This window comes from Kitasatospora sp. CB02891, assembly GCF_002803145.1.
GTDB classification, from domain to species: Bacteria; Actinomycetota; Actinomycetes; order Streptomycetales; family Streptomycetaceae; genus Kitasatospora; species Kitasatospora griseola.
Genome location: NZ_NNBO01000008.1, coordinates 155,913 through 172,707, shown reverse-complemented (window position 1 = coordinate 172,707; position 16,795 = coordinate 155,913). Strand labels below are relative to the sequence as shown.

11 protein-coding genes are annotated in these 16,795 nt (G+C 72.3%); 9 read left to right on the top strand and 2 right to left on the bottom strand.

The window, feature by feature from the left end; all coding sequences use genetic code 11:
• Nucleotides 1-4 precede the first annotated feature (4 nt).
• The 8 genes from nuoL to rarD all read left to right on the top strand — a co-directional run bounded on the left by nuoL (nt 5) and on the right by rarD (nt 11,385).
• Nucleotides 5-1,900: an NADH-quinone oxidoreductase subunit L gene (nuoL, locus tag CG736_RS19635; protein ID WP_100587501.1), complete on the top strand. Its 1,896-nt coding sequence runs from the start codon at nt 5-7 to the stop codon at nt 1,898-1,900.
• Nucleotides 1,900-3,513, top strand: coding sequence for an NADH-quinone oxidoreductase subunit M (locus CG736_RS19630; protein WP_100587500.1), 1,614 nt, complete (start codon nt 1,900-1,902; stop codon nt 3,511-3,513). Before nuoL ends, CG736_RS19630 begins: the two co-directional genes overlap by 1 nt.
• Nucleotides 3,510-5,147 carry an NADH-quinone oxidoreductase subunit NuoN gene (nuoN, locus tag CG736_RS19625; RefSeq protein ID WP_100587499.1) on the top strand — a complete coding sequence of 546 codons (1,638 nt, stop codon included), beginning with the start codon at nt 3,510-3,512 and terminating at the stop codon, nt 5,145-5,147. Before CG736_RS19630 ends, nuoN begins: the two co-directional genes overlap by 4 nt.
• 172 nt (nt 5,148-5,319) lie before the next feature.
• Nucleotides 5,320-6,333 (top strand): polyprenyl synthetase family protein, encoded by a 1,014-nt coding sequence (locus CG736_RS19620; RefSeq protein ID WP_100587498.1) that lies wholly within the window; start codon nt 5,320-5,322, stop codon nt 6,331-6,333.
• A gap of 207 nt (nt 6,334-6,540) precedes the next feature.
• A complete protein-coding gene (locus tag CG736_RS19615) occupies nt 6,541-7,200 on the top strand; it encodes a response regulator transcription factor (RefSeq protein WP_100587634.1) in 660 nt (219 codons plus the stop codon).
• Between the two features lie 142 nt (nt 7,201-7,342).
• Complete coding sequence (locus tag CG736_RS19610) at nt 7,343-9,310, top strand: 2-oxoacid:acceptor oxidoreductase subunit alpha (protein WP_100587497.1); 1,968 nt, start codon at nt 7,343-7,345, stop codon at nt 9,308-9,310.
• Nucleotides 9,307-10,344, top strand: coding sequence for a 2-oxoacid:ferredoxin oxidoreductase subunit beta (locus CG736_RS19605; RefSeq protein WP_100587496.1), 1,038 nt, complete (start codon nt 9,307-9,309; stop codon nt 10,342-10,344). The genes CG736_RS19610 and CG736_RS19605 overlap by 4 nt, the downstream gene beginning before the upstream one ends.
• Before the next feature lie 105 nt (nt 10,345-10,449).
• The gene (rarD, locus tag CG736_RS19600; protein WP_100587495.1) at nt 10,450-11,385 is read left to right on the top strand and encodes an EamA family transporter RarD; all 936 of its coding nucleotides are present in this window, start codon (nt 10,450-10,452) and stop codon (nt 11,383-11,385) included.
• On the opposite strand, the gene CG736_RS19595 is transcribed toward rarD, so the two are convergent.
• Entirely contained in the window at nt 11,382-12,626 is a 1,245-nt protein-coding gene (locus CG736_RS19595) for an ABC transporter substrate-binding protein (protein ID WP_157815650.1), read from the bottom strand. The two genes, rarD and CG736_RS19595, sit on opposite strands and share 4 nt — an antisense overlap.
• 164 nt (nt 12,627-12,790) lie before the next feature.
• Nucleotides 12,791-13,978 carry a DUF2092 domain-containing protein gene (locus CG736_RS19590; protein WP_100587493.1) on the bottom strand — a complete coding sequence of 396 codons (1,188 nt, stop codon included), beginning with the start codon at nt 13,976-13,978 and terminating at the stop codon, nt 12,791-12,793.
• A gap of 183 nt (nt 13,979-14,161) precedes the next feature.
• Between CG736_RS19590 and CG736_RS19585 the strand changes: the two genes are divergently transcribed.
• Nucleotides 14,162-16,750, top strand: a complete 2,589-nt coding sequence (locus tag CG736_RS19585; protein ID WP_100587492.1) for a bifunctional FO biosynthesis protein CofGH — start codon at nt 14,162-14,164, stop codon at nt 16,748-16,750.
• Nucleotides 16,751-16,795 lie beyond the last annotated feature (45 nt).

The following is a 16,795-nucleotide window of genomic DNA, read 5'->3' as shown; positions in this document are numbered from 1 at the left end:
TTCAGTGAACTCTCTCATTCCGCTGCTGGTCGCGGCGCCGCTGGCCGGCGCTGCCCTGCTGCTGCTCGGCGGACGGGCCCTGGACCGGTTCGGGCACTGGATCGCGACCGCACTCGCGGCGCTGTCCTTCGCCTTCGGCCTCGCCCTGTTCGCGGACATGCTCGGCCGTGACGCCGAGCACCGCGCCGTCGTCGAGCGGCTGTACACCTGGATCCCGGTGGACGGCTTCCAGGCCGACATCTCCTTCCAGCTCGACCAACTGTCCATCGTCTTCGTGCTGTTGATCACCGGCGTCGGCTCGTTGATCCACCTCTACTCGGTGGGCTACATGGCGCACGACGAGCGCCGCCGCCGGTTCTTCGGCTACCTGAACCTGTTCCTGGCCGCCATGCTGATCCTGGTGCTGGCCGACAACTACCTGCTGCTGTACGTCGGTTGGGAGGGCGTCGGCCTGGCGTCCTACCTGCTGATCGGGTTCTGGCAGCACAAGCCGAGCGCCGCGACGGCCGCCAAGAAGGCGTTCATCGTCAACCGGGTCGGCGACATGGGCCTGTCCATCGCGATCATGCTGATGTTCGCCGAGTTCGGCTCGTTCGCCTTCGGCCCGGTGTTCGGCGCGGCCGGCGACGCGAGCCAGGGCAAGCTCACCGCGATCGCCCTGATGCTGCTGCTCGCCGCCTGCGGCAAGTCCGCGCAGGTCCCGCTGCAGTCCTGGCTGGGCGACGCGATGGAGGGCCCGACCCCGGTCTCCGCGCTGATCCACGCCGCCACCATGGTCACCGCCGGCGTCTACCTGATCACCCGCTCCGCGGCGATCTTCAACCTGGCCCCCGACGCGCAGACCGCCGTCGTGGTGGTCGGCGCGGTGACGCTGGTGTTCGGTGCGATCGTCGGTTGCGCCAAGGACGACATCAAGAAGGCGCTGGCCGGCTCGACCATGTCGCAGATCGGCTACATGATCATGGCGGCCGGCCTCGGCCCGATCGGCTACGCCTTCGCGATCATGCACCTGGTCACCCACGGCTTCTTCAAGGCCGGGCTGTTCCTCGGCGCCGGGTCGGTCATGCACGGCATGAACGACGAGGTGAACATGCGGCACTACGGCGGGCTGCGCAAGTACATGCCGGTCACCTTCTGGACCTTCCTGCTCGGCACCGGCGCGCTCATCGGCTTCCCGCTGCTGTCCGGCTTCTGGTCGAAGGACAAGATCATCGACGCGGCGTTCGCCAAGGGCGGCGCCGAGGGCTGGATCCTCGGCCTGTGCGCGCTGACCGGCGCCGTGATCACCGCGTTCTACATGACCCGGGTGGTGCTGCTCACCTTCTTCGGCGAGAAGCGCTGGCAGCCCGACGGGGACGGCAACCTGCCGCACCCGCACGAGTCCCCGAAGACCATGACCGTCCCGATGATCGTGCTGGCCTTCGGCTCGGTGTTCGCCGGCGGCCTGTTCACCCTCGGCAGCTCCTTCCTGAAGTTCCTGGAGCCGGTCACCGGCCACCAGGAGGGCCACCCGCCGTTCAACTCGTACGTGGTCAGCGTCATCGCCACCGTCTGCATGCTGGCCGGCGTCGGCCTGGCCTACGTCATGTACGGCCGCGGCCCCGTCCCGGTGAAGGCGCCGGTCGGCTCGCTGCTCACCCGGGCCGCCCGCCGCGACCTGCTGCAGGACGACTTCAACCACGCCGTCCTGGTCCGGCCCGGCTCGGCGCTCGCCGCCACCCTGGTCTGGTTCGACAGCAAGGGCCTGGACGGTTTCGTCAACGGCCTGGCCGCCGCCATCGGCGGCCTGTCCGGCCGGCTGCGCCGGATCCAGACCGGATACGTCCGGACGTACGCGCTCTCCATGTTCGGCGGCACGCTGGTGCTGGTCGCCTCCACTCTCCTGATGAGGTCGGTCTGATGAGCTACCTCCTCTCCGCCACCTGTGCCGTCCCGGCCGCCGGAGCAGTGCTCACCGCTGCCCTCCCGGCCGGCACCGGCGAGGCCCGGCGGCGCACCACCAAGGCCGTCGCGCTCGCGGTCTCGGCGGCCACCCTGGGCCTGGCGATCGCGGTCGCCGCCGCCTTCGATCCCGACGGCCCCCGCTACCAGTTGACCGAGTCCTACAGCTGGATCCGGTCCTTCGGGATCAGCTTCTCGCTCGGCGCGGACGGCATCGGCACCGTGCTGGCGCTGCTCACCGCCGTGCTGGTGCCGCTGGTGATGCTGGCCGGCTGGCACGACGCCGACCCGGCCGCCCCCGAGGGCTCCTTCGAGTCCAAGCGCCGCACCCAGGGCTTCTTCGCCCTGATCCTCGCCGTCGAGGCGATGGTGCTGGTGTCCTTCCTGGCCACCGACGTGTTCGTGTTCTACGTGTTCTTCGAAGCCATGCTGATCCCGATGTACTTCCTGATCGGCGGCTTCGGCGACCGGGCCGGCGGACCCGACTCGGCCCGCCAACGCTCGTACGCGGCGGTCAAGTTCCTGCTGTACAACCTGCTCGGCGGACTGGTCATGCTGGCCGCCGTGATCGGCCTGTACGTGGTGGCCGGCGACCAGGGTCAGGCGACGTTCAGCCTGCCCGCGCTGACCGACGCGATCTCCTCCGGCAAGCTGGTGATCGACCCGACCGCGCAGCGCGCGCTGTTCCTCGGCTTCTTCTTCGCCTTCGCGGTGAAGGCCCCGCTGTGGCCGCTGCACACCTGGCTGCCGAACGCGATGGGCGAGTCCACCGCCGGAACCGCCGTCCTGATCACGGCGGTCGTCGACAAGGTCGGCACCTTCGCGATGCTCCGGTTCTGCCTCGGCCTGTTCCCGGACGCCTCCAAGACCTTCGCCCCGGCGATCCTGGTGCTGTCGCTGATCGGCATCGTCTACGGCGCGCTGGTCGCCATCGGCCAGAAGGACATCAAGCGGCTGGTCGCCTACGCGTCCATCTCGCACTTCGGGTTCATCATCATGGGCATCTTCGCGATGACCAGCCAGGGCCAGTCCGGCGCCACCCTCTACATGGTCAACCACGGCATCTCCACCGCCGCGTGGATGCTGGTGGCGGGCTTCCTGATCTCCCGCCGCGGCTCGCGGCTGATCGCCGACTACGGCGGCGTGCAGAAGGTCGCCCCCGTCCTGGCGGGCACCTTCCTGATCGGCGGCCTGGCCACCCTGTCGCTGCCTGGCCTGGCCCCGTTCGTCAGCGAATTCCTGGTCCTGGTCGGCACGTTCACCCGCTACCCGGTGATCGGCATCATCGCCACCTTCGGCATCGTGCTGGCCGCGCTGTACGCGCTGATGCTGTACCAGCGCACCATGACCGGCCCGGTGAAGGAGTCCGTCACGGGCATGCCCGACCTGAAGGCCCGTGAACTCGCCGTCGTCGCGCCGCTGGTGGCCCTCACCCTGCTGCTCGGCGTCTACCCGCAGTCGCTCACCCGGATCGTGAACCCCGCCGTGAACGACACCCTCAGCCAGGTCCACCGCATCGATCCCGCGCCCGCCCACCCGGTCGCCGCCACCAACGGAGGTGAGCAGAAGTGATCTCCACCCACGTGCTGGCCGCCGCCGGCGGCAACAGTCCGAGCATCCCCGCCCCGCACATCGAGTACGGCCAGCTCTCGCCGATGCTCGTGGTGTTCGGCGCCGCACTGGTCGGCATCCTGGCCGAGGCGTTCCTGCCGCGGCGGCTGCGCGCCGCCACCCAGCTCGGCATCTCGTTGGTCGGCCTGGTCGGCGGCTTCGTCGCCGTGGTGGTGCTCGCCGCCCAGGGCCACGCCTCCACCAGGGCGGGCCTGTTGGCGATGGGCTCGGTCGCCATCGACGGGCCCGCGCTGTTCCTGCAGGGCGTCATCCTGCTGACCACCGTCCTCGCCGTCCTCACCTACGCCGAGGGCCGGCTGGAGCCGCGCATCAACGGCCACCGGATCGACGCGTTCGCCGCGCAGGCCGCCGCCGTCCCCGGCGGCGAACAGGAGCGCGAAGCCACCCGCGAGGGCCTGCGGACCACCGAGATCTACCCGCTCACCCTGTTCGCGGTCGGCGGCATGCTGCTCTTCCCCGCCTCCAACGACCTGCTCACCATGTTCGTGGCGCTCGAAGTGCTGTCGCTGCCGCTGTACTTGATGTGCGCGATCGCCCGGCGCCGCCGCCTGCTCTCGCAGGAGGCCGCCGTCAAGTACTTCCTGCTCGGCGCGTTCGCCTCCGCGTTCTTCCTGTTCGGCACCGCGCTGGTCTACGGCTACGCGGGCACCCTCCGGCTCGGCGAGATCGCCGACGTGGTCGCCGGCACCGCCCCCGTCACCCCGGCGCTCGCCGTCACCACCCAGAACGACGCGCTGCTGCTGATCGGCCTGGCCATGCTCGCCGTCGGCCTGCTGTTCAAGGTCGGCGCGGTGCCGTTCCACTCCTGGACGCCGGACGTCTACCAGGGCGCGCCCACCCCCGTCAGCGGGTTCATGGCGGCCGCCACCAAGACCGCCGCGTTCGGCGCGCTGCTGCGGCTGTTCTACGTCGCCTTCCCCGGCATCCGCTGGGACTGGCGGCCCGTCATGTGGGGCGTCGCGATCCTCACCATGGTGGTCGGCTCGATCCTCGCCGTCACCCAGCAGGACGTGAAGCGCCTCCTCGCCTACTCCTCGGTCGCGCACGCCGGCTTCATCCTGACCGGCCTGATCGCCACCGACCGGCGCGGCGTCGCCGCCGTCCTCTTCTACCTGCTCGCCTACTCCTTCGTCACCCTCGGCGCGTTCGCCGTCGTCACCCTGGTCCGCGACTCCAAGGGCGAGGCCACCCACCTGTCCAACTGGGCCGGCCTGGGCCGCCGCTCCCCGCTCCTCGCCGCGGTGTTCGCCCTGTTCCTGCTGGCCTTCGCGGGCATCCCGCTCACCTCCGGCTTCACCGGAAAGTTCGCCGTCTTCCAGGCCGCGGCCGGCGGCGGCGCCACCCCGCTGGTCATCGTCGGTGTGCTGTCCTCCGCGATCGCCGCCTTCTTCTACATCCGCGTCATCGTCCTGATGTTCTTCTCCGACCCCCAGCCCTCCGGCCCCGCGGTCGCCGTCCCCAGCGCCCTCACCGCCACCACCATCGCCTTCGGCGTCCTGGTCACCCTGGGCCTGGGTCTGCTCCCGCAGTACTTCCTCGACCTGGCCACCAAGGCCTCGGTCTTCATCCGTTGATCGTTCCCCGGTGCGGGAGGCAGGTCCGGCCCGGGCCCACCTCCCGCCACCAGGGGAGGAAGGACCATGCCCGTGCAGTGATCCACTCCGGACCGGATACGCTGCCTTGTATGTGCATCGGCGGCGCTGAGGGACCGGCCCGCTGGATCGACCAGGGACAGGAGTGGTCAGCGTGACCGTCGTGGGGCCCTTCGGGCTGAGCGTGCAGGACCGCGATCTGACCCGCGACGTCCAGGCCGGGATGGAGGCCGTGGAGGCCGCCCTGATCGAGGCCGTCAAGTGCGACGTGCCCTTCATCACGGTGACCGCCAGCCACCTCATCGAGGCCGGGGGGAAGCGGTTCAGGCCGCTGCTGGTGATGCTCGCCGCCCAGTTCGGCGACCCCGGCGCGCCCGGCGTGGTGCCGTCCGCAGTGGTGGTCGAACTGACACACCTCGCGACGCTGTACCACGACGACGTGATGGACGAGGCCCCCGTGCGGCGCGGCGCCCCCAGCGCCAACAGCCGCTGGGACAACTCGGTCGCCATCCTCACCGGCGACTTCCTGTTCTCCCGCGCCTCCCAGGTGCTCTCCGACCTCGGCCCCGAGGCCGTCCGGGTCCAGGCCGACGCCTTCGAACGGCTGGTCACCGGCCAGATCCTGGAGACCATGGGGCCCCGCCCCGAGGACGACCCGCTGCGCCACTACCTGGACGTGCTGTCCGGCAAGACCGGCTCGCTGATCGCCGTCTCCTGCCGCTTCGGCGCCATGATGGCCGGCGCCGAGCCCTGGATCGTCGACCTGCTCACCCAGTACGGCGAGCGCATCGGCACCGCGTTCCAGCTCGCCGACGACGTCCTCGACATCGCCAGCGACGGCCACGAGTCCGGCAAGACCCCCGGCACCGACCTGCGCGAGGGCGTCCCCACGCTGCCCGTCCTGCTGCTGCGTCAGATGCCGGTCGACCCGGCCGACCCCGAGGACGCGCGGCTGCGCGAGCTCCTCGACACCGACCTGGCGTCCGACGACGACGCCCACGCCGAGGCCCTGCGCCTGCTGCGCCGGCACCCGGCGCTGGAGCGGGCGCGCCGCGAGACGCTGCGCTACGCCGAGGAAGCGCGTGCGCTGCTCGACCCGCTGCCGGCCGGGCCGGCGAAGGCGGCGCTGCAGGAGCTGTGCGACACGGTGGCCATCCGCACCATGTGAGGTGCGAGGAGCAGGGAGAGCACCACCAGGGGCGCGGGGAACTGCGCGGAGCGGAAGGCGCCCCACCGCAAGATCGCGACGTAGGACAGTGACCTGCACGAGTTCGCGACCTTGCGGACTGGTGCACGGCTTGTCGCGCAGTTCCCCGCGCCCCTGTTTTCGCGCCCGTCCGCTCGCGCAGCGCGTCGCGCTAGGGTTCGTCCCATGTTGCGTGTGGTGATCGCCGAGGATTCCGTGCTGCTCCGGGAGGGGCTGACGCGGTTGCTGACGGACCGGGGGATGGAGGTCGTGGCGGGGGTCGGTGACGGGGACGCGCTGCTGCGGGCGGTGGACGGGCTGCAGGAGAGCGGCGCGTTGCCGGACGTGGTGGTGGCGGACGTGCGGATGCCGCCGACGCACACCGACGAGGGGGTGCGGGCGTGCGTGGAGTTGCGCAAGCGGTATCCGCAGCTGGGTGTGCTGGTGCTGTCGCAGCACGTGGAGGAGCAGTACGCGGGTGAGCTGCTGGCGGGTTCGACCCGCGGCGTGGGCTACCTGCTGAAGGACCGGGTCGCGGAGGTGCGGGAGTTCGCCGACGCGGTGACCCGGGTCGCGCAGGGCGGGACGGCGCTGGATCCGGAGGTGGTGCAGCAGCTGCTGAGCCGCAGCCGGCAGGTGGACACGCTGGCGAATCTGACGCCCCGTGAGCGCGAGGTGCTGGGGCTGATGGCGGAGGGCCGGACCAACGCCGCGATAGCCAAGCAACTGGTGGTGTCCGACGGTGCGGTCGAGAAGCATGTGTCGAACATCTTCCAGAAATTGGGTTTGGGACAGAGCCAGCAGGATCACCGGCGGGTTCTCGCGGTGCTGGCGTATTTGGAGTCGTGACCGGCCAGGACCCGCGATTTTCGGTCTTCGCGAGTTGCCTATCAGCGGTGCGTCAGCTGTTTAGGATTTCCTTGGTGCGCCAGGCGGACGGGGCACACGGCTCACGCCCGCTGCTGGCTCCCCTTCGAGGAGGTCCGCGGCAGTGACCAGTCAGGTCGATCAGTCAGAGGCAGTGGACGGCCCGGGCGGCGAGCGCCGGACGGGCCCGGCCTCGCCCCGTTCGGGCCCGCAGGACGGGTCCGGGCGGGCGCCCAAGCCGATCCGACGGCTGGACCGGGTGATCATCCGGTTCGCCGGGGACTCCGGCGACGGCATGCAGCTCACCGGCGACCGCTTCACCTCGGAGACGGCGGCGTTCGGCAACGACCTGTCGACCCTGCCGAACTTCCCGGCGGAGATCCGGGCCCCCGCAGGCACCCTGCCGGGTGTCTCCAGCTTCCAGCTGCACTTCGCCGACCACGACATCCTGACGCCCGGCGACGCCCCCGACGTGCTGGTGGCGATGAACCCGGCGGCGCTGAAGGCGAACCTGCCGGACCTGCCGGCCGGCGCCGAGATCATCGTCAACACCGACGAGTTCACCAAGCGCGCGCTGGCGAAGGTCGGGTACGACAAGGACCCGCTGGCCGACGGTTCGCTGGAGGCGTTCCGGCTGCACCCGGTGCCGCTGACCACGCTGACGCTGGAGGCGCTGAAGGACAGCGGGCTGGCCCGCAAGGACGCGGAGCGGGCGAAGAACATGTTCGCCCTCGGCCTGCTGTCGTGGATGTACCACCGGCCCACCCACGGCACCGAACTGTTCCTCCGTCAGAAGTTCGCGAAGAAGCCGCAGATCGCCGAGGCGAACGTGGCGGCGTTCCGGGCGGGCTGGAACTTCGGCGAGACCACCGAGGACTTCGCGGTCTCCTACGAGGTCCCGCCGGCCAAGCTGCCGGCCGGCACGTACCGCAACATCTCCGGGAACCTGGCGCTGTCGTACGGCCTGGTCGCGGCGGGGGAGCGGTCCGGGCTGCCGGTGTTCCTCGGCTCGTACCCGATCACCCCGGCCTCGGACATCCTGCACGAGCTGTCGAAGCACAAGAACTTCGGCGTGCGGACGTTCCAGGCCGAGGACGAGATCGCCGGCATCGGCGCGGCGCTCGGCGCGGCGTTCGGCGGCGCGCTGGGCGTGACCACCACGTCCGGTCCGGGGGTGGCGCTGAAGTCGGAGACCATCGGTCTGGCGGTGTCGCTGGAACTGCCGCTGCTGGTGGTCGACATCCAGCGCGGCGGCCCGTCCACCGGCCTGCCGACCAAGACCGAGCAGGCCGACCTGCTGCAGGCCATGTTCGGCCGCAACGGCGAGGCCCCGGTGCCGATCGTGGCCCCCGCGACGCCCGCCGAGTGCTTCGACGCCGCGCTCGACGCCGCCCGGATCGCGCTCACCTACCGCACCCCGGTCTTCCTGCTCTCCGACGGCTACCTGGCCAACGGCTCCGAGCCGTGGAAGATCCCGGACGTCGGGGAACTGCCGGACCTGCGCGTGGAGTTCGCCACCGAGCCGAACGGCGCCGACGGCACCTTCCGCCCCTACCAGCGCGACCCGCACACCCTCGCCCGCCCGTGGGCGGTGCCCGGCACCCCCGGTCTGGAGCACCGGATCGGCGGCATCGAGAAGCAGGACGGCACCGGCAACATCTCCTACGACCCCGCGAACCACGACTTCATGGTCCGCACCCGGCAGGCCAAGATCGACGGCATCGAGGTGCCGGACGTCGAGGTCGACGACCCGAGCGGCGAGGCCCGCGTCCTGGTGCTCGGCTGGGGCTCCACCTACGGCCCGATCACCGCCGCGGTGCGCCGGGTACGGGCGGACGGCGGCCAGGTCGCCCAGGCCCACCTGCGCCACCTCAACCCCTTCCCGGCCAACCTCGGCACGGTGCTGCGCCGCTACGAGCGGGTGATCGTCCCCGAGATGAACCTCGGACAGCTCGCCCTGCTGCTGCGCGCGAAGTACCTCGTCGACGCCCAGTCCTACAACCAGGTGCGCGGCCTGCCGTTCAAGGCCGCCCAACTCGCCGACGTGCTGCACGCGGCGATCGGCACGCTCGACGCGGAGGCGACCCGATGACCGACTTCCCCGCGCTGCGGCTCGTCCCCAAGGCCGACGGCCCGCAGTCCGCGAAGGACTTCAAGACCGACCAGGAAGTGCGCTGGTGTCCCGGCTGCGGGGACTACGCGATCCTGGCCGCCGTCCAGTCCTTCATGCCGGAGCTCGGCATCCGCCGGGAGAACACCGTCTTCGTCTCCGGCATCGGCTGCTCCTCGCGCTTCCCGTACTACATGAACACCTACGGGATGCACTCGATCCACGGCCGCGCCCCGGCGATCGCCACCGGCCTGGCCGCGTCCCGCCCCGACCTGTCGGTCTGGGTGGTGACGGGCGACGGCGACGCGCTGTCGATCGGCGGCAACCACCTGATCCACGCGCTGCGCCGGAACGTCAATCTGAAGATCCTGCTGTTCAACAACCGGATCTACGGACTGACGAAGGGTCAGTACTCGCCGACCAGCGAGGTCGGGAAGATCACCAAGTCCACGCCGATGGGCTCGCTGGACGCGCCCTTCAACCCGCTCTCGCTGGCGATCGGCGCGGAGGCGAGCTTCGTGGCGCGGACCATCGACTCCGACCGGCAGCACCTGCAGTCGGTGCTGCGGGCCGCGGCGCAGCACGAGGGCACCGCGCTGGTGGAGATCTACCAGAACTGCAACATCTTCAACGACGGCGCGTTCGAGGTCCTCAAGGAGCCCGGCACCCGGGACGAGGCGCTCATCCGGCTGGAGCACGGGCAGCCGATCCTGGCCGGCGCGGACCGGCACGTGGTGCGGGGGGCGGACGGCGAGCTGCGGATCGTTCCGCGGAGCGAGGGCACGGCGCTCGTCCACGACGCCCACGCGAGCAGTCCGACGGCGGCGTTCGCGCTGACCCGGCTGGCCGATGCGGACCTGCTGCACCACACGCCGATCGGGGTGCTGCGGGACGTGCGGCGGGAGGTCTACGACGTGCAGATGGCGGACCAGCTGGCCCTTGCCGAGGAGCAGAAGGGGCGGGGCGAGCTGGCCGGCCTGCTGGCGGGATCCAGCACCTGGACGGTGACCGACTAGGGGCCCGCCCCTTGTCAGGAGCCAAAGTCAATTTTGGGGATGACACCTTCACCCGCGTACCGCTACCTTTCGTAGGACGTTTCGTGCGCGGGTGAAGGGCAGGCCATGGCGGAGAGTTCGCGGGAGGCCAGGGTCGGATTGTGGAACGGCTTCGCGGCGTACGGGATGTGGGGGCTGTTCCCGCTGTTCTGGCCGCTGTTGGAGCCGGCCGGGGCGGTGGACATCCTGGCGAACCGGATGGTGTGGTCGCTGGTGGCGGTCGCGGCGCTGCTGCTGGTACGCCGCCGCTGGGGCTGGATACGCCCGCTGCTGCGGCAGCCGCGCAGGCTGGCGCTGCTCGCGGTGGCGGCGGCCACGGTCTCGGTGAACTGGGGCGTGTACATCTGGGGCGTGAACTCCGGGCACGTGGTGGAGACGAGCCTCGGGTACTTCATCAATCCGCTGGTGACGATCGCGTTCGGCGTGCTGGTGCTGCGCGAGCGGCTGCGGACCGCGCAGTGGGCGGCGGTCGGCGTCGGCGTGGCCGCGGTCGCGGTGCTGACGGTGGCGTACGGGCGGCTGCCGTGGATCGCGTTGACGCTCGCGTTCTCGTTCGCGACGTACGGGCTGATGAAGAAGAAGGTCGCACTGGGCGGGCCGGAGAGCCTGGCGGTGGAGAGCGCGGTGATGTTCCCGTTCGCGCTCGGGTTCCTGGTGTACCTGGGGGTGCGCGGCGAGGGCAGTCTCGGGCACTACGGCTGGGGGCACACCGCGCTGCTGGTGGCCAGCGGCGTGGTCACGGCGGTGCCGCTGATGTGCTTCGGGGCGGCGGCGCTGCGGGTGCCGCTGACCACGCTGGGGCTGTTGCAGTACCTGGCGCCGGTGTTCCAGTTCCTGATCGGGGTGACGGTCTTCCACGAGTCGATGGCACCGGCCCGCTGGGCGGGTTTCGGGCTGGTGTGGGTGGCGCTGGTGGTGCTGAGCGTGGACGCGCTGCGCCGGGTGCGGGCCGAGCGGCGGCAGGTGCCGGCGCCGGTGCCCGCGGAGGCGGTCGTCGGCTAGCCGGCCGCCAGGTCCCGGGCCAGCCGGGTGCTGTCGCGGTGGGCGGTGAACGCGGTGGCGGCGGCGAGCGCGGCGGTTCGGCGGCGGGGGGTGAGCAGGCCGCCGTGGGCGAGCGAGTCCAGGGGGCGGCCGTGCTGCCACTCGTCCAGTGACCAGCGGGCGTAGGGGCCGAACAGGGCGCGGGTGGGTTCGGGCAGGTCGGTGCGGGCCGGGACGGCGGCGCGGGCGCCGTTGAGGGCGATCTGGCCGTCGAGGCTCGCGCAGACGTCGAGCCAGGCGAGGGCGGCGTCGCGGTGGTGGGCGCCGCGGGGGAGCACGAAGACGTCGGCGCGGGACTGGAACAGGGCCGCGGTGCCGGGGGCGGCGGCCCACCGGTAGTCGGCGCCGGCCCGCAGGGCGAGGTTCTCGCGCAGCCAGCCGTCGGCCCAGTCGCCGGTGAGCAGGTAGCCGGCCTGGCCGGTGCCGAGCAGCCGGGCGGCGTCCGTCCAGTCGGCGTCGGGGGTGACGGGGGCGGCGTGGGCGAGCAGGGCGTCCAGGACGCGCAGCGCGGCGGTGGTGGCGGGGGTGCGCCACGGACCGTCGGGCTGCCAGAGCGCGGTGAAGGCGTCGGGGCCGTGGGCGGCCAGCAGGGCGGTCTCGGCCAACTGGAGCACTTCGGCGGGGCCGCCGACGGCGAGTGCGGGGCGGCCGGTGGCGGTGACGCGCTGGAGCTGGGCGATGAGCAGGCCCGGGTCCGCCGGGGCGGGGTCGGCGGCGGCGTCGGCCAGCACCCGGGGGTTCGACCAGAGCAGGTTGGTGCGGCGCACGCCCGCGGGGACGCCGTGCAGCGCGCGGCCGGCCCGCAGCCGCGGTCGCAGTCCGGCGGGCAGCCCCGCGGTCCAGCGGCGACGCCGGGCGAGGCCGTCGAGCGGCTCCAAGTGCGGGGCCAGTTCGGCGAGTTCGGCGCCGCCGGCGCAGCGGAGGCTGTCCGGCGGGCGGTCGGTGGCGAGCCGGGTGAGCGGGTCGGCGTCGGTGGAGCCGTCGCCGGTGACGAAGGTGACGTCCGGGGCGTGGCCCTTGAGCGCGGCGAGCAGCGCCTGCAGGCCGTTCCGGTCGGGGCCGGAGGTCCAGTCGCAGGTCACTTCGAGCAGCCCGGCGGGGTGGTTGCCGGAGCTGGCCTCGGCGGGCCCGCAGCGGGCGAGGGCGGTGGCGCAGGCGACCGCGATCCCGCCCAGCAGGACTGAACGGCGGCGGATCGGCACGGTACTCCCAGCGGGCGGACGGGCGGGCGAACAACGGACGAACGGTCCGCGGCGGCCCACCATCCCAGCGGTTCGGCCGAGCCCGCGTCAAGAGTCGTGCCGGGCCCGAACGACGACGCGGGGCCCCGGGAGACGTTCCCCGGGGCCCCGCGCACCGATCGTGGTTACTTCCCGGCGGCCGCGACCTGCTCCAGCGTCTCCGGGGTGACGGCGCCCACGTAGACCTTGCCGCCGTCGGTGATCAGCGCGTTGACGACGCGGGTGGACACCAGGGTGCCGCCCTTGACCTGGCGGCCGGTGAACTTGGCGATGCCCTTCGCGGCTTCCGCGCCCGTCTCGGCGTGGGCGACGGCCGTCCAGCCCTCGCCGATGACGCCGCCCTCGGCCCCGTCCGCGCCGCCGCCGGTCGGCAGCGAGGGCAGGCCCGGGATCGACGGCATCGGGTTCTCGGCGAGCTCGCCCCCGGGCCGCTCGACCACCTTGGCGCCCTTGGGGACGCTGAACTGGAAGGTCTTGGCGTCCGGCTTGGCGTAGGAGAGCGTGCCGAAGCGCACGTCGAACGCGGTCGCGCCGTCCACCGTGCGCAGCTGCACGGCCAGCGGCAGGCCCTTCTCGGCGTCGATCGAGACCCGGATCTCCGCGACGGTCGAGCCGGCCTGCTTGGGCTTGATGCTGAGCTTGTACGCGGCGTGCCCGGCGACCCGCTCGGTGCCGTCGACCGTCACCGAGGTGGTGCCGGCGGAGTGCTCCAGCAGCTGCTTGGCGATGTCCTGCGGGGTGACGGACCCGATCCCCGCCTTCCCGTCCGGCCGGTGGCCGTCGGCGCCCGCGCCGGTCAGGTGCAGGGCCTGCTGGGAGCTGCGGTCGTACGCCCACACCTGGTCGCCGTTGTGGACCAGCTCGTAGCCGGACTTCTGGCTGGACAGGGTGAGCCGCTGGCGGTCCGGGCCGTCGGCGGCGATGGTCAGGGTGTGCGAGCCGCCGAGCAGTTCGACGGCCTTCAGCTGCGGGTCGGCGCTGCCGGTGTGCGCGCCGGCGCTGCGGGCGAGGTCGCCGATCGCGCCGGAGCCGGTGGCGGCGTCGGTCAGCGCCGTGGGCAGGCCCAGGTCGGCGTTGACCCGGACGGTGCCGGTGAAGGTGTCGGTGTTCGCCGACAGCGCCTTGGCGACCAGGTCCTGGGCGCTGATGGCGGGCAGCTTCGGGGCCTCGTCGCTGGCCAGTGCGGGCACCAGGCCGATGCCGGTGGCGACGGCGGCGGCGATCGCCACCGGCACGCCATAACGGACGGCGGCGCGCCGCCGTCCGGCCCGAGTCGCCGTCAAGTCCTGTACTGCGGTGGATTCCTGGTCCACTGCGGCCCCCTTCCGAGCTTGTCTGCTGTCAGTGTCCATTGAAGCCCCGCGGCCCCGGACGGCGCGTCGCCCCGCGGCAGCAGATCGCGCTACGTCTCCCGTCGTATCCGGCGCATTGCGACCCTGAGAAGCCGTCAGGGTTCTGTACTCCCGCAGGCGTACGGCTCGCGTAGGGTCGGGCGCATGAGCCTCCAGCCTCCGGCGCCCGCAGCCTCGTACCCCACCCCGACCGCGATGCGGCGCGCGCTGCGCCGGGCCCGGGACGGGGTGGCGCTGGACGCGGCGGAGGCGGCGGTGCTGCTCCGGGCGCGCGGCGCGGACCTGGAGCAGCTGTGCGAGGTCGCCGGGCGGATCCGGGACGCCGGGCTGGAGCAGGCCGGCCGCCCGGGCGTCGTCACGTACTCGCGCAAGGTGTTCATTCCGCTGACCAGGCTGTGCCGGGACCGCTGCCACTACTGCACCTTCGTCACCGTGCCCGGCAAGCTCCGCAAGGACGGCCACGGCCTGTACCTGTCCCCGGACGAGGTGCTGGAGATCGCCCGCCGGGGTGCCGAACTGGGCTGCAAGGAAGCGCTGTTCACGCTCGGCGACCGACCCGAGGACCGCTGGCCGGAGGCCCGCGAGTGGCTGGACGCGCACGGCTACGACGACACCCTGGCGTACGTCCGGGCGATGGCGGTGCGGGTGCTGGAGGAGACCGGGCTGCTGCCGCACCTGAACCCCGGCGTGCTGTCCTGGACGGACTTCCAGCGCCTCAAGCCGGTCGCCCCGTCGATGGGCATGATGCTGGAGACCACCGCCACCCGCCTGTGGTCGGAGCCAGGCGGCCCGCACCACGGCTCCCCGGACAAGGAGCCGGCGGTGCGGCTGCGGGTGCTGGAGGACGCCGGGCGCAGCGCCGTGCCGTTCACCACCGGGGTGCTGATCGGCATCGGCGAGACCCACCAGGAGCGGGCCGAGTCGCTGCTGGCGATCCGCAAGGTGGCCCGCGCCTACCAGGGCGTGCAGGAAGTGATCGTGCAGAACTTCCGGGCCAAGCCGGACACCGCGATGCGGGCCATGCCGGACGCCGAACTGTCCGAGCTGGCGGCCGCGGTGGCGGTGGCCCGGCTGGTGCTCGGCCCGGCCGCCCGGATCCAGGCCCCGCCGAACCTGGTGGACGCCGAGTTCGCGCTGCTGATCCGCGCCGGCATCGACGACTGGGGCGGCATCTCGCCGCTGACGCCGGACCACGTCAACCCGGAACGCCCCTGGCCGCACATCGAAGAGTTGGCCGAACGGACCGCCGAGGCCGGGTTCGCCCTGCGCGAGCGGTTGACGATCTATCCCGAGTACCTGAAGCGCGGCGAACCGTGGCTCGACCCGCGCCTGCTGCCGCACGTGCGGGCGCTCGCCGACCCGGCCACCGGCCTGGCCGTCGAGGGCCGCCGCCCGGCCGGCCTGCCCTGGCAGGAGCCCGACGAGCCGATGACCGGCGGCGGCCGCACCGACCTGTTCCGCACCGTCGACACCGAGGGCCGCACCGGCGACCGCCGCTCCGACTTCGACGAGGTGTACGGCGACTGGGAGTCGCTGCGCGAGCAGGCCGCCGTCCCCGCCCCGCGCCGCCTGCCCGCCGACCTGCGGGCCGCGCTGTCCACCGCCGCCGACGACCCGACGAAGCTGACGGACGACCAGGCCCTCGCCCTGTTCCAGGCGGACGGCGACGCGCTGGACGCGCTCACCCGGATCGCCGACGAGCTGCGCCGCGACACCGTCGGCGAGGAGGTGACGTACTGCGTCACCCGGAACATCAACTTCACCAACGTCTGCTACACCGGCTGCCGGTTCTGCGCGTTCGCGCAGCGCCGCACCGACGCCGACGCGTACACCCTGTCGCTGGACCAGGTCGCCGAGCGGGCCGAGCAGGCCTGGGAGGTCGGCGCGACCGAGGTGTGCATGCAGGGCGGCATCCACCCGGACCTGCCGGGCACCGCCTACTTCGACATCGCCCGGGCCGTGAAGCAGCGGGTGCCGGGCATCCACGTGCACGCGTTCTCGCCGATGGAGGTGGTCAACGGCGCCACCCGCACCGGGCTGTCGATCCGCGACTGGCTGGCCCGGGCCAAGGAGTCCGGCCTGGACTCGATCCCCGGCACCGCCGCGGAGATCCTCGACGACGAGGTGCGCTGGATCCTCACCAAGGGCAAGCTGCCCGCCGCGACCTGGGTGGAGGTGGTCACCGCCGCGCACGAACTGGGCCTGCGCTCCTCGTCCACCATGATGTACGGGCACGTCGACACCCCCCGGCACTGGCTGGGCCACCTGCGGCTGCTGGCCGAGATCCAGCAGCGCACCGGCGGGTTCACCGAGTTCGTCACCCTGCCGTTCGTGCACACCAACGCCCCCGTGTACCTGGCGGGCATCGCCCGGCCCGGCCCGACCGCGCGCGACAACCGGGCGGTCACGGCGATGGCCCGGCTGCTGCTGCACCCGCACATCCCCAACATCCAGACCAGCTGGGTGAAGCTCGGCGCGGAGGGCGCCGCCGAGATGCTCCGCAGCGGGGCCAACGACCTGGGCGGCACCCTGATGGAGGAGACCATCTCCCGGATGGCGGGCTCCGGTTGGGGCTCCTACAAGTCGGTCCGCGACCTGGAGGCGATCGCCGCACTGGCCGGCCGCCCCGCCCGCCAGCGCACCACCGACTACGGCGAGGTCCCCGCCGAACGCCGCGCGTCGGCCCTCGCCTCCGACGGACACCTGCCCCGGCTGCTGCCCGTACTCGAGTAGCGGGCCCGCCCGGCGGCGGGCGGATGGATGTTCGGTGGAGCCCGG

Coding starts and splice junctions, on each gene's coding strand:
- CG736_RS19630 (WP_100587500.1), top strand. CDS start 1,900: ATGAGCTACCTCCTCTCCGCCACCTGTGCCGTCCCGGCCGCCGGAGCA.
- CG736_RS19605 (WP_100587496.1), top strand. CDS start 9,307: ATGACCGACTTCCCCGCGCTGCGGCTCGTCCCCAAGGCCGACGGCCCG.
- CG736_RS19585 (WP_100587492.1), top strand. CDS start 14,162: ATGAGCCTCCAGCCTCCGGCGCCCGCAGCCTCGTACCCCACCCCGACC.
- rarD (WP_100587495.1), top strand. CDS start 10,450: ATGGCGGAGAGTTCGCGGGAGGCCAGGGTCGGATTGTGGAACGGCTTC.